Source organism: Campylobacteraceae bacterium (assembly GCA_013215945.1).
Lineage (GTDB): Bacteria > Campylobacterota > Campylobacteria > Campylobacterales > Arcobacteraceae > NORP36.
This window is the reverse complement of sequence record JABSOM010000003.1, coordinates 123,573-137,457: the sequence shown is the minus strand read 5'-3', so window position 1 is coordinate 137,457 and position 13,885 is coordinate 123,573. Positions and strand designations below refer to the sequence as shown.

Sequence of the window (13,885 nt, the reverse complement as noted above, 5' to 3'; positions counted from 1 at the left end):
AATTATTTACTGCCTTGAAATTTTTCCATCGTTATTACTGTTGTTGATGAGATATCACTTCTTTTTACAACTTTTAAAAAAGTAAGCCAAAGAATTTTCATATCTAAAATAAAAGATTTATTTTCAACATACCACGTATCATATTCAAACTTTTTTTCCCAAGATATTGCATTTCTTCCATTAACTTGAGCCCACCCTGTAATACCTGGTTTTACATCATGTCGTTTTTTTTGTTTATCATTGTATAAAACTAGATATTCTATTAACAAAGGTCTAGGTCCTATAAAACTCATTTCACCTTTTAGGACATTCAATATTTGAGGAAGTTCATCCAAGGAGGCACTTCTAATGAATTGTCCTAAACCTTCTAGCCTTTTTTCATCAGGTAAAAGATTTCCCTTTGCATCTTTTTCATTTGTCATTGTTCTAAACTTATAAATAGAAAAAATACTTTCTTTATATCCGGGACGTTTTTGTCTAAAGAAAATAGGTCTTCCCATTTTAATTAAAATTAAAAAAGACAGAATAATTAATATTGGAGAAACGACAATTATAAGAAAAGAAGACAGAATAATATCAAAGATTCTTTTAATTCTATAGTGCATCATATACATCCAAGTATTTTTTTACTACAACATCCACATCAAATTCTTCTAATACTTTCATTCTAGCCTTTTTCCCCATGGTTTTTCTTAAGTTTTCATCTAAAAATAACTTCTCTATTTTATTACCCAATTGTTTTGTATTTCGAACCGGAACCAAGTAACCATTAACACCATCATCAACTACTTCTTTACAGCCAATAGCTTTTGTCGTTACTATAGCTTTACTCATTGAAGCAGCTTCTAATAATGTACGAGGCACACCTTCTCTATAACTAGGCAAAACACATATATCACTTATGGCAGTAAGATTCAAAATATCATCTCTATGTCCAAGCCAAGATACAAATGGTTTTTTTAAATATTCTTCATTTGCGCAAGATACATTGTTTTCATCTGTATCTCCCACAAAAATAAATTTTATATTCTCATACTTAGATGATAATATTTTTGCTGCATCATAATACTCTTTAATGCCTTTATGCCAAATTGCTCGAGAAACCATCAAAACAACAATTTTTTGTGACAAATTCAATTCTTTTTTTAACTTAATAATTGTTAAATCTTCAACATTATTCATATCGTAGATACTGCTATTAATTCCAGAACTCTTTATCAAAACTGCTTGATCTTTTCTCACAAGTTTTTTGCGGATAAAATATCTCATATCGTCGCTGTTTTGAAAGATTACATGATTAACTTTTTTGTTGGCTTCTTTATACAGTTTTTCCATAATTAATCTAATTCTCTGCGCTTTTTTTGTTTTTTGAATATAAAAACTTCCTAAGCCAGTAACTGAATTAATGATATTTGGAACTTTTGCTAAATGCCCAGCAATTGAGCCATAAATATTTGGTTTTGCCGTAAAATTATGTAAAATATCCAAATCCAAACGTTTAATAACTTTGTATATATTTCGAATAGTTTTTAGTTCTTTAAAAGGGTTAAGACTTTTTCTGCTTATAGCATAAGGTAAAGCTTCAATACCATATTTTTCAAACTCGTCAAACTTATCTCCCCTAGGGCAAATAGCATATACCTTATGTCCTTCTTTAATTAAAGCAATCATAATAGGAAGCCTAAAAAGATATAAATTTAAATCTAGGTGGGACAAAAATGCGATTTTATGTATTTTTTTATTCATTATTGACTCTTTTCCCATACTTCTAAACAATATAAATTCCAAAGCATTTTCGCTCTTTTTTCTTCTGAAACATTTATTTTTTTATACAATAATTGATTTATAAACTTTTTACTGATAAATTCTTGTGAATAGGATTTATTACTTAAACTATCAAAGATATTGTCTTTTAAATCATTATTCACCCATTTTAATAAAGGCACTTCAAAACCTCTTTTGGGTTGGTGTATTATCTCATCGTTTAGATATTTTTTGGATAATTCTCTTAAGATATGTTTTGTTGACTTGCCTTTGATTTTATAAGAATTTTGTAAAGTCGGTGCAAATTCGATTAAATATTTACTTAAAAAAGGACTTCTTCCCTCAAGAGAAGCTGACATCGTTGCAATATCCATTTTTACTAATAAATCAGAAAATAAAAGCATATTGAAGTCTAAATATAACATTTTAGAAAAGTCATCTAAGTTTGTATTGTTTATAAAACCATTCATATCATTTAAAACGGAATTATTTTTAAATGTATATTCATCTTCAAATATATCAGTAGTAGAACTTAGATAATAATCTAATCCACTTTTATTTGACATAGATAATAATCGGTATATATGATTATACAAGGATTTTTTATTATGAGGTTTTGGTATGATTTTAGTTAAAAAAGATATATAAGAAGCAATTTTAATTAAACCATTAGCAGCTGGTACATATCTTCTATATCCTCCAAATAATTCATCTGCTCCATCCCCATTTAAGATAACAGTTACATGTTTTTTTGCTTCTTGAGAGACATAATAACTAGGGATTGCAGAGCTATCCATAAAAGGTTGACCATAATTTAATAGAATCTTTTCAATATCATTTTTTAAATTCAGGGAAAGAGATATTTCATGATGATTCGTATTGTATTGTCTCGCAGTGATTTTAGCCAAATGAGATTCATCAAAAGCTCCCTCAAATTTTACAGTAAATGTTTTTAAATTACTTGTAAATTCACTAGCAATTGCCACTACTAAAGAACTATCAATACCTCCACTTAAAAATGCCCCAACTTCTAAATCTGAGGATAAAAGCCTGTTTTTTACGCTTTTACGTAACAAAACATCTGTTTGTTCTAAAGCTTCTGAAAACGACATATCAGATTTCTTTTCATAACATTTTAATATATCAAAATATTTTTCTTTTTTTATTTCTAAACTCTCTAGATTAATTGTACAAAAACTTCCTGCTTCAAGTTCTTCAACATTTTGATAAGCTGTAGTCTCTTTATAAAAAAAACCACTTCGTATATAGGCATATATATTATCTTCATTGATTTTTAAAGAGCCAATACCAGCTTTTATTGCATTTAGTTCACTAGCAAACATTAAAGAGTTTTTATCTTTATAAATAAACAAGGGTTTTTTTCCAGATCTATCTCGAGCTAAAAATATTGAATTTGTATCTTTATTTAATACTGCAAAAGAAAACATGCCATCAATATGTTTAAACATGTCTTTCCCATACTTTATGTACAAATACAATAAAGTTTCAGTATCTGATAGTGTTTTAAAAGTAAAATCTAAGAGGTACTTCTTACGAAGAGAAAGATGATTATATATCTCTCCATTAAAGATAACTACATATTGATTAAATGAATAAGGTTGTTGCCCGTGATCAATGTCTTGAATTGATAGCCGAGTATGTAACAAATTAACATTTTTGTATCTATATGAACTTTGTTCATTTGGACCTCTATGAAAAAGTGCTTTTAAGATATCATCTCTTTTATATTTTAAATTAATTGTTCCCGCTATTCCACACATTTTTTTTCCTTCTTTCCCATCATATAAAAGTAATACATAAATAGCCAAAAAATAGGTTGTCTAAATACAAAATGAAAAGTAATAAAGACTAACAAAGAAAGAAACGCCAAGGTTAAAAAAACATCCTTTTGCTTAATCAACGAAATCATAATTTTCAATATCAAATACAAAAATAATACAATTCCAATAAGTCCTGTCTGTGTAAACCAATCAATATAAGTATTATGAACTTCCCAATACTTTGATAAATTTAGATTTTCTTGATAACTATGTGGGCCAAAACCAAAACCAGAATATATCATATAATTGATATCATCAAAAGCATTTCTAATTAATGTAAATCTTCCATCAACAATAAGTAAATTTTCTAACATATTGATCAAACTTAGAGAATAATATACTAACAAAAATCCGAGCAACACAAAAATTGTAATCGTTAGCAGTTTAAATACTTTATTCATATACATAAATAATTTTAAAAATATATACATAAAACTAGGAAATAACCACGAAAGAAATAAAGCATCACTTTTTATGCAATAACCAATAACAACAGAAAGAGTCACGACAAGAAAAATTTTACTATTATCATTATTTCTATATTTATTTTTATACTTAATTAATAAAAATGGAATAATAGTAAAAAGTAATGCCAATTGATTTGGATTTAAAGAAAGACCCAAAAATCTATAATCAGCTGGGTACCAAGGTATTATATTTAAAGTTTCTCCAAAAAACAATGCAAAAATAAGAACAAAGGAATAGAAAAAAACTGAATAGTATATTAGTTCTTCAATTTTCTTTTCTATGCTACACTCTTTTTCATTAAAAAAATGCAACACGAATAAGATTAAAATAATAAATGAATATGCAAAAAAATCATGTACAATATTTTTAATAGAATTTTCATGTCCAACTAAAAAAGCGATAATACTTCCTGTAAAAAGAAGAATGAAAGAAAAAAACCAAAAAACCAATATATCATTCTTAATTACACTTTTATAATTAAAAGATTTTATATTTTTCACTATTACGATAACAGAAACAAGAATTATTAAGCATTCACCTATACCAATAGGTAAAGAAGAAAATCTAAATTGTGTAAATAAGGTAAGTGCAATTGATAAACAAAAAATATAAAATAACACTACATTACCGTTCACTTAATAAATCCTTATTTAGGAAAATGCTTTCTAACCCATTAGTTAAATAAGGATAAGTATATTTTTCTAGCTCATGAAAATTATACACATACTTATAGTTTTTACATATTTTATACAAATTATTAGACAGTTCCTCAGTTTCATTATTATAAAAGACCTTTCCGCAGTTTATACTTTGAAATAAATTCTCAATTTCTTTATCTTCTATTCCATTAATGACACAAAAAATAGGATTTAATGTTGATAAGTACTCAAATAGTTTACCTGTTAAAATTCCTTTTTCTTTTTTTGTAGCCCATGTTAACATTAGATTAATAGAAGCTTGATTTTGTAATTCAATTGCAGATTTACGACTAATAGGCCCTTTTATCTCTATATATTTTTCTAAAGAATGTTCAATCGCCCATTTTTTCCATAAATGACCATCATTCCCTGCATAAATTAGTTTTATATTATTTGTAATTTTATTTCTATCTAATAGTAGTTTTACAGCTTTAAATACCATAGTTGCATCTCGCTTCCCTTCATATAACATTCCAGTATATACGATATTAAAACCTTTTTTAATCTTAATTTGATGTTCAATTAATGTTTCCATATCAATATCTAAACCATTTGTTATTGTAAAAATACATTTATTATATTTAAGTAAGCTTTTTTTCATACCATCACTAATTGTTACTAAAGCGTCAGCCTTTTTACAAATGAGCTCATTCATCTTCATCTGAAAAGATTTGAAGAATATTTCTGTATCATTTTCACCAAAAGGCAAATCTCTAAAATCTGCTATCCAATAACAATCTTTATAAATTAATTTAATTAAATATGCAATTAAATGGTTAGAATAGGGGCTGTAGGTTGAATAAATATATTTAATATTATTTTTCTTCATATAATAAAGGGCCCAAATTAAGCCAAAAAATACATACAAAAAACCACCTTCATAAGCAATATTCAAAGGAAAAGAATTTCTTAATTTTTGAAATAATCTATTTGCAGTTTTTTTACTTTTACTACTTGTATTCCTCATTTTTGATTCATTTTTACCATTAGTTTGGAATCTTGATTGAAAGATAGATTTGAGTACTTGTAAATCAAAAGAAGGAATATAAAGATATTTTATCTGTTTTAATTTTACTAAAAATGAATCATTCTGTAAGTATTTAAAGCTCATAGTTGTAATAACCGATACATCCCAATTCTTTTTTATTAGATTCTTCGCAAAATAATAGGGTCGTGTTGATCCGATAGCTTTTATAGGAGGAAAATAATATGCAATCAGTAAAATATTTTTCTTTTTCAATAGATATAATCTCCATTTTAAATTTTTGTATTTTATCTAAATTCACTTAATATGTAGATAAATTATATTTTAGAAGTTCCTTTATGATTATTTTACTAGTATCACCATTCCCATAGATATTCTTTTTATAATTTTTATTAAAAATATGATTTTCATATGATGATATAATCTTATGAAAGTTGGAACCTACAAGAATGTTATGGTTACCTTCAACTAATTCTACCCATTCAGTTTCTTCTCTTAATGTTATACATGATTTATTAAAAAAATAGGCTTCTTTTTGTAATCCTCCGCTATCTGTCATAATAATATCACAATTACTTATTAACCAAACCATTTCTAAATATCCAACAGGATCAATTATCATAAAATTCACATCAATATTATATTTTTCAATAAATTTTTTTGTTCGTGGATGCAAGGGTACCACTACTTGTTTCTCCTTACTAATTTGATTAAGCGCACTAATTATTGAGCTTAACTTTTTAATATTATCCGTATTTTCAGCTCTATGAATTGTTGCTAAAACATAGTTATTCTCTAAATGACAATCTGGCTTTCTTGCTAAGTTTTTATAAAAGATTGCTCCGTCTTGCATTACATCTCCAACATGTAATATTTTACAAGTAAAATTACGATACCCCTCTTTTTCTAAATTTTGTATTGCAGTATGAGTAGGACAAAAAAGAATATTACTTACTCTATCTGTAAGAATTCTATTTACTTCTTCTGGCATTTTCATATTATATGATCTTAAACCTGCTTCAATATGAGCAAGTTTAACGTGAAGCTTAGATGCCACTATCGAACCAGCCAAAGTAGAATTTGTATCTCCGTATACTAAAATCCAATCTGGTGATTCTTTAAGAACAACTTCTTCAATTTTTTCTATCATTTGGCCAGTCATTGAACCATGTGATTTTCCACCTATTCCTAAGAAATAATTAGGTTTTGGTATTTGCATTTCTTCAAAAAAAATATCACTCATGTTTGCATCATAATGTTGACCTGTATGAAGTATAATTTCTACTACTTCTTTATGTTTTGCTATTTCTCTACTTACCGAACCAGCCTTTATAAACTGTGGTCTTGCACCTAGGATTGTTAGTATTTTCACGTCACTCCCTTTTTTTAAAAAAAGTTATTATTTTCAAGTCTTCTTTTTCTATCATTAATAAACTCACTGCTATCAGGACAACAAATAAGAATAATATTTTGACACTAATAAATAATAAGCTGATAGTATTAAAATAATCTACGAGTAAATAACTAGCAATTATGACTATTAATAAACTAAAAATCGTCCTTGCCCATCTAAATGGTATAAAATAATACTCTTGACTCATTCTAACTCTTACTACAAATATACTAACAGCACTTATCAATGTAGCAAGTGCAGCACCTTCTATTCCAAACATTGGTATCAACAAGAAGTTTAAACCGGTATTTAAAATCGCTGCTATTATTGAAATAATAGCTATTAATTTTGTTTTTTTTGCAACTCCTAGTCCAGGGATAAATATATACATATTTGTAAAGAAAACTGCCAACACTAGTAATGGTATTACAGGTACTGCAGCATAATAATCTTTTGTACTCATAAGCACTATTATCTCTTTTGAAAAAAGTATAGCTCCTGCAGTAACCGATATCATAAATATCCAAAATAATTCAAATAATCTTACAATATTTTTTGGGGTTTCTTTTTCTTTATAATGTTTATAAATCAAAGGAGATAAGGAGCTTTGAAAGCCTATCATTACTAAACTGGTAACTGCAGCGAACCTATACGCAAGTCCATATATCCCTAATTCATCTAATCCTAAAAAATACTTTATTGCAATTCTATCTATAAACAAAGCTATAAATATGGCTACACTAGAAAATACAAGTGGAAAGGAAAAGTGTATTAACTCTTTAAATTTTGTGTATACAAAAACCATCTTGTAACTTTTTTGAGCATAGTAAATAGATAATACCATACAAAGGCTATTTCCAACAATTTGCCCTATAAATATACTTTCTATTTTCATCTTTTCTATCACAAGTAGATATACAGTTATACTGGCCACTATCGTAACATTTACAATACTAACTGTTACTAACTGTTTTGGCATGATTTGCCACTTTAACTGACCAGATGTAAAGTAAAACAATCCAGAAGTAAAGACAGAGAAGGTAGCTAGTAGAAATATACTTTTATATTTTATATCATCGAGTAACCATAGCGTAAAAATATCTGAAAAACTAAACGAAATAATTAAATATATCATATAAACAAAAACAGTAAATATAAATGCAGTAGATACATACTTCATCTTTTCATCTTCATCTTCAGTATCTTGGTAAAACCTAACAACTGCTTGATGTATCTCCAAAGCAATAGTAAGACTGATAAGAGAAGTAAGTATGATAAATAAATCTATCACTCCATATTCACTTGGAGTTAGGTATCTAGTATATATAGGAACAAGAAGTATGCCTATACCACGAGTAAACACTGTGCCTATAGTATATATAAAACTATTTTTCAAAAATGATTTTATCAATCTATAATACCATTTTCGTTTAAAACTTTCTTTACATATTTGCTTGCTGCTTCATATGTATAGTGTTTGTGTGCAAATGCATAACCATTATCAGCATAATATTTTATCTTTTCTGGATGATTCAGTAAGTATTTTAGATTATCATATACTTCCCAATATCTTGTTATCATCCATGCATCTTCACTATCATGAGGTAAACCAGTTTCTATAGTGGAGTCAGCAGACATCAAAACAGCGCAATTATTTGCCATAGATTCTATTCCAAATACACCAGGTACAAATGCATAAAATTGATTAAGAACGATATGACTAGATTTTAGATGTTCCAGTACAGTTTCATTTGGAATATTTTGAAGTTCAATATATTCGAAATCATATCCCTCTATTTCTAATTTTTTAATTGCAGCCCTTACAAGAGGAGTACCCTTAATTATTGGATTTGAAGGAGCATGTAAGATTTTAATCTTCTTTAAATTTTCAAACTTTTTTTTATTTTTACAAAATTTCTCTTCATTGTAAATATAAGGAAAAAAATATTGTTTTCCTTTAATGTATGAAAGGTGATCATATTTTGCTGATATTATAATATCAGCATATCGATCTGCAGAATATGCAATCTTTTTTAGCTTTTTTTCACAGACATAATTATCTGTACCTATATATTCTATAAAATGATCAATATTTAGTCTATTTATCATCTCTTTAATTAATTTAGGAGAACGGATATCACTTCCCAGAAACATACATATAATTTTTTTATTTTTTGCTTTTAAAAATTTAAATTCGTAGTCACGATTTAATAAAAAACCTGTATTCCACATATACCAAAAGTGTGTATTTTTATTCAGAAGATAACCTAAAAGAATCGGACCATAGAAAATTTTGAACAAATACTTCAAGTACTTATTTGATATCTTTATATTATAATCATAATCCAAATTATAATATGAATTATTATCCATACATACAGTTGTTACTGGCTTTATTATTTTAGAAACTAGGTTTAGCATACTAGCTACTTCTGAAACACCGCATACCCAAGAAATTTTTTTATTTTTGTTTTTATTTATATTTATGATTCTAAAAAAATAAAATACTAAATTCAATAACATAACTTGGAATATTATCAAAAAGCCTTTGATATAAATTCTCATAATTTTGTATTACTAACTATTTTAACAGGAGTGCCAAAGGCTTTCGAATAACTTTCTATATCTTTATTTACAAAACTATTTGTACCTATAACAACAAAATCTCCAATAGTAACACCTTTAGCTATTATCGTATTGGGTCCTATATAAACATTATTCCCTATTCTTGTATCTGCCTTTTGAATTTCCTTATTATTAATAACGCTTTCTACTGTATCATGTGTATAAACTTGTACGCCTGCTGAAATATTACAATTATTACCTATTTCTAAGATACCTCCAGAACCATCAAGTAGAGTATACGGCCCTATCCAAGTATTTTTACCAACAGAAACATTCCCTAGTATTAAACTGCTATCATATATAGAAGTTCCTTTTCCAAAACCACAGTACTGTGCTTTTTCCCATCTATCAATAATATAGTCTCCTACTGGTAATACACGACAAAACTTCTTTTTAATCTTGTCTCTTTTTATAAAAATAGATGAGAGAAAGGCTTTTATCATCGTTATTCATACCCTTTTATTTTCGAAACTATGTATTTAACATCAACATCATTATAACAAGGAAAAGTAATAGTATTTTCTTCTAAAAATATTGCATTTTTTTGAACATCATTATATTTATTTTTATAGTATGTTGTAGCACTTAAACAATATGTTCCTATAGTAGTTTCTATTTCATTGTATTTTAAATATTTTATTAAATCATCTCGACTAATATTCACGGGCACTTTAAATACTAATGACTGTACGTTATATTCTACATTTTTTTTTATAGTTTGTATCTCAAATCCTAGTGGACTTAATCCTTCTATATATTTATCTCTTATTAGATTTCTTGATGCAACTATTTCATCTAATTTTTGAAATTGTTTTATGCCCATTACACATTGTAATTCTGGCAACCTGTAATTGTAACCATAATCTACAAAATCAAATTTACCATTAGTAACTTTTGCTCCATGATTTAACTTAATTTCAAAAAAACTTGAATAGTCATCATTATTAAAAGTAATTGCTCCACCTTCACCTGTAGTAAGTAGTTTTCTAGGATGAAAACTAAAACAAGTAATATCTGCTATATTTCCACATTTAATACCAAGTTCACTGCTTCCTATAGCGCATGCACCATCTTCTATTAATGGAAGATTATATTTTTTACATATTTCTTTTACATCATGTATGCCACTTGGATTTCCAAGCGCATCTACAAAAATAACTGCTTTTGTTTTTGATGTGATTTTACTCTCAAGTTGCTCTGTTAACATATTAAAAGTATCTACATTAACATCTACAAATATTGGAATGGCACCTAGTTCTTCTACTACATTTGCAGTTGCAGGAAAAGAAAAGTCAGATACCATCACTTCATCACCAGCTTTTATATCCAGTACTTTTAAGGCCATAGCTAGTGCAGTTGTTGCAGAAGTTGTTAAATAGGCATATTTAGCGTCTGTATAACTTTTTATTTCATTACGAAATTCTTCTACATACTTTCCTTTTGTAAACCAACCACTATCAAAAATATCTTCAAATTCATTTTTTACTTCATCGAAAGATAAATATGGTTTTATTAATTTAATCATTTGATATTTTCCTTATACCATTTAAGTGTTTCTTTTAATCCATCTTCAAAAGATGTTAAATTATAATCTATTAAAGTTTTTACTTTTTTATTGCAAGCATTATGACATTCTACATCAGCACCTCTTGCCTCTTTTTGTAGAATTTTACCTTTATAATTCATAATCCTGGTAATTTTAAGTATTAAATCTTTCATAGATACTTGTCCATCTGTTGAAATGTTTACACTATCGCCTTTTTTCATTTTTGAATAAAGTTTTATTATAACATCTACAGTATCTAGTACATATATAAAATCTCTACTTTGTAAACCTGTTCCGTGGATTTCAGGATTTATATCATTTAATATTCTATATGCTGTTATAGGTATAATTCCGGCCATAAATCCTTTATAATTTTGTCTTGGACCATAATTATTAAAAGGTCTTACAATAAAAGCATCTACATTGTACATATTTATCCAAGAATTAACTGCTATATCGGCAGCAGCTTTTCCTGCTGCATAAGTAGTGGTTGGGTTAATTGGATGTTTTTCATCCATAGGTTCATACACGGCTGTACCATATACTTCAGAAGTAGAAAAATGTACTAATGTTTTAAAACTACCTTTTCTTTGATGTTCTAAAATATTCAAAATACCATTTACATTCGTATTAAATGCATTCTTTGGATTTACAAAAGAATAATTTAATGCTTTAGTTGCACAATTAAAAACTATGTCTATATCATGTTTTTCAAAGATATAATCTAAGGATGATGTAATTTCTAAATCATCTTTATACAAAATTGCACCCTTTAAGATAGCATCCTTAAGGTTTTCTTCACTTCCCAAAAACATGTTATCTATAATAACTACTTCTTTTGCACCCTCAACAATAAGTCTATCTACAAGATGACTTCCAATGAATCCAGCACCCCCTGTAACAAGGATAGTACTATTTTTTATGTATGGTCTACTTTTCATTTTGTCCTACTTATTCATTTTTTCATCAGCAAGTTCAAGAATCTTTTGAAGCCTTATAGCCTGTTTTGGACTTGAAATTGATTGTTTATTTTGTTCTATACATTTTTTAAAATGATCAATACTATTAAATAAAGCATCTTCTTGTTTTACATATGGCATCCAAACATCACCATCCCTAGTTTTAACAACATAATCTTTATATTCTATGTTTTTCCCAGATATTACATCTACACCTTTATCATAAACAGATAACTTTTCTGATTTTAAATCATCAAATACAACCATTTTTTTAGTACCTGCAACGACAAGTCTTCTTTCTTTTAATGGAGATATCCAGCTTGATTGGATATGGGAGATAAAGCCTTCATATCGTAAAGTCAAAAAACATAAACTTTCTTTTGGGTTATAATATTTTTCACCAACCGAATTTATGTAAAATGGTTCTTTTCCATTCATAAGATAGTCTATGATAGCCAAATCATGAACAGCCAAGTCCCACATTGCACTAACATCTTTTTTTATCTGACCTAAATTCATTCTCATTGCATCTATATAAAGAATATCACCTAACTCATCATTCTCCATCAAAGATTTTATTTTTTTAATAATAGGATGAAATATCATAATATGATCTACATGAATTATAAGATTTAACTCTTTTGATAATTCTTCTAATTCTTGGGCTTCTTTTACTGTAGAAGTGAAAGGTTTTTCTACATATACATTTTTTCCAGCAAGTAAAGCTTCTTTTACTAGACTATAATGACCGCTAGTTTCTACTGCAATTGCTATAGCTTGTATTTCACCGTTTTCTAATATTTTTTTGTAGTTTAATTCATAGTTTAATTGAGCAAGATATATAGACTTGGCTTTTTCTAATCTGTCTTCTTTTATATCACAAATTGTATGAAGATTTAAATTTGGATTTATATGAATATTTCTCGCTACATTAGGGCCCCAATAACCATAACCGATAAGTGCTATACTAATCATTTGGATTCCCTTCTATTTTATTTCCCATTTTATCTACATATGAGTAATGTTTTGCTGGATTTCCTAATACTAGACTGTAGGGTTCAACATCTTTTGTTACAACACTTCCTGCTGCAATCATTGCATATTCACCTATAATTATTCCACATACAATAGTTGCATTTGCCCCTATACTAGAACCTTTCTTAACTAGTGTTGGAGTTATCTTCCATTCAGCGTCAAATGCTCTTGGTACTTTATCATTTGTAAAACAAGCATTTGGGCCAACAAAAACATCATCCTCTATCGTAACTCCTTGATAAATGGATACACCATTTTGTATTTTACAGTTATTACCTATTTTTACTTGAGTATCAATATAGGTGTCTTTTGAAAGAATACAGTTTTCACCTATTATAGCTTTTTCTCTTATTTGAGAATTTATCCAAATTTTTGTTCCATCTCCTATTATTGTATCAGGTGATACATTTGCAGTTGGATCTATATATATACTAACCATTTATTACCTCTATAATATAATCTTTCTCATTAACTTTGTAAAATACTGATATTGTTGAAATCATAATATCAGTAGATACTTCTTTATCTATTTTATAATGTGATTGTAACTTTATAAAGTTTATTTTCACTA

At 27.4% G+C, this 13,885-nt stretch carries 14 protein-coding genes; all 14 read right to left on the bottom strand.

The genetic code is table 11. From position 1 onward, the window contains the following. Positions 1–2 precede the first annotated feature (2 nt). From HRT41_04255 to HRT41_04190, 14 genes are read right to left on the bottom strand one after another with little or no spacing between them, the layout of a single operon-like run. The gene (locus HRT41_04255) at positions 3–605 is read right to left on the bottom strand and encodes a sugar transferase (GenBank protein ID NQY23220.1); all 603 of its coding nucleotides are present in this window, start codon (positions 603–605) and stop codon (positions 3–5) included. Beyond that, the gene (locus tag HRT41_04250) at positions 595–1,746 is read right to left on the bottom strand and encodes a glycosyltransferase family 4 protein (GenBank protein NQY23219.1); all 1,152 of its coding nucleotides are present in this window, start codon (positions 1,744–1,746) and stop codon (positions 595–597) included. Before HRT41_04250 ends, HRT41_04255 begins: the two co-directional genes overlap by 11 nt. Beyond that, positions 1,746–3,545, bottom strand: a complete 1,800-nt coding sequence (gene asnB, locus HRT41_04245) for an asparagine synthase (glutamine-hydrolyzing) (protein ID NQY23218.1) — start codon at positions 3,543–3,545, stop codon at positions 1,746–1,748. The genes HRT41_04250 and asnB overlap by 1 nt, the downstream gene beginning before the upstream one ends. After that, positions 3,533–4,708 (bottom strand): hypothetical protein, encoded by a 1,176-nt coding sequence (locus HRT41_04240; GenBank protein ID NQY23217.1) that lies wholly within the window; start codon positions 4,706–4,708, stop codon positions 3,533–3,535. The genes asnB and HRT41_04240 overlap by 13 nt, the downstream gene beginning before the upstream one ends. Next, positions 4,698–6,011 (bottom strand): hypothetical protein, encoded by a 1,314-nt coding sequence (locus tag HRT41_04235; protein NQY23216.1) that lies wholly within the window; start codon positions 6,009–6,011, stop codon positions 4,698–4,700. Before HRT41_04235 ends, HRT41_04240 begins: the two co-directional genes overlap by 11 nt. Positions 6,012–6,057: 46 nt before the next feature. Continuing rightward, positions 6,058–7,128 (bottom strand): UDP-N-acetylglucosamine 2-epimerase (non-hydrolyzing), encoded by a 1,071-nt coding sequence (gene wecB / locus HRT41_04230; GenBank protein NQY23215.1) that lies wholly within the window; start codon positions 7,126–7,128, stop codon positions 6,058–6,060. 1 nt (position 7,129) lies between these two features. Continuing rightward, positions 7,130–8,560 (bottom strand): oligosaccharide flippase family protein, encoded by a 1,431-nt coding sequence (locus HRT41_04225; protein ID NQY23214.1) that lies wholly within the window; start codon positions 8,558–8,560, stop codon positions 7,130–7,132. Further along, on the bottom strand, positions 8,557–9,666 hold the full coding sequence (locus tag HRT41_04220; GenBank protein ID NQY23213.1) for a glycosyltransferase family 1 protein: 1,110 nt from the start codon (positions 9,664–9,666) through the stop codon (positions 8,557–8,559). Before HRT41_04220 ends, HRT41_04225 begins: the two co-directional genes overlap by 4 nt. 44 nt (positions 9,667–9,710) lie before the next feature. Further along, the gene (locus tag HRT41_04215) at positions 9,711–10,217 is read right to left on the bottom strand and encodes an acyltransferase (protein ID NQY23212.1); all 507 of its coding nucleotides are present in this window, start codon (positions 10,215–10,217) and stop codon (positions 9,711–9,713) included. A gap of 2 nt (positions 10,218–10,219) precedes the next feature. Further along, on the bottom strand, positions 10,220–11,299 hold the full coding sequence (locus HRT41_04210) for a DegT/DnrJ/EryC1/StrS family aminotransferase (protein ID NQY23211.1): 1,080 nt from the start codon (positions 11,297–11,299) through the stop codon (positions 10,220–10,222). Further along, positions 11,296–12,261, bottom strand: a complete 966-nt coding sequence (locus tag HRT41_04205) for an NAD-dependent epimerase/dehydratase family protein (protein NQY23210.1) — start codon at positions 12,259–12,261, stop codon at positions 11,296–11,298. The genes HRT41_04210 and HRT41_04205 overlap by 4 nt, the downstream gene beginning before the upstream one ends. Positions 12,262–12,267: 6 nt before the next feature. Further along, positions 12,268–13,254 carry a Gfo/Idh/MocA family oxidoreductase gene (locus tag HRT41_04200; GenBank protein NQY23209.1) on the bottom strand — a complete coding sequence of 329 codons (987 nt, stop codon included), beginning with the start codon at positions 13,252–13,254 and terminating at the stop codon, positions 12,268–12,270. Continuing rightward, positions 13,247–13,753: an N-acetyltransferase gene (locus tag HRT41_04195; protein ID NQY23208.1), complete on the bottom strand. Its 507-nt coding sequence runs from the start codon at positions 13,751–13,753 to the stop codon at positions 13,247–13,249. The genes HRT41_04200 and HRT41_04195 overlap by 8 nt, the downstream gene beginning before the upstream one ends. Next, positions 13,746–13,883 carry a hypothetical protein gene (locus tag HRT41_04190; GenBank protein NQY23207.1) on the bottom strand — a complete coding sequence of 46 codons (138 nt, stop codon included), beginning with the start codon at positions 13,881–13,883 and terminating at the stop codon, positions 13,746–13,748. Before HRT41_04190 ends, HRT41_04195 begins: the two co-directional genes overlap by 8 nt. Positions 13,884–13,885: the final 2 nt, after the last annotated feature.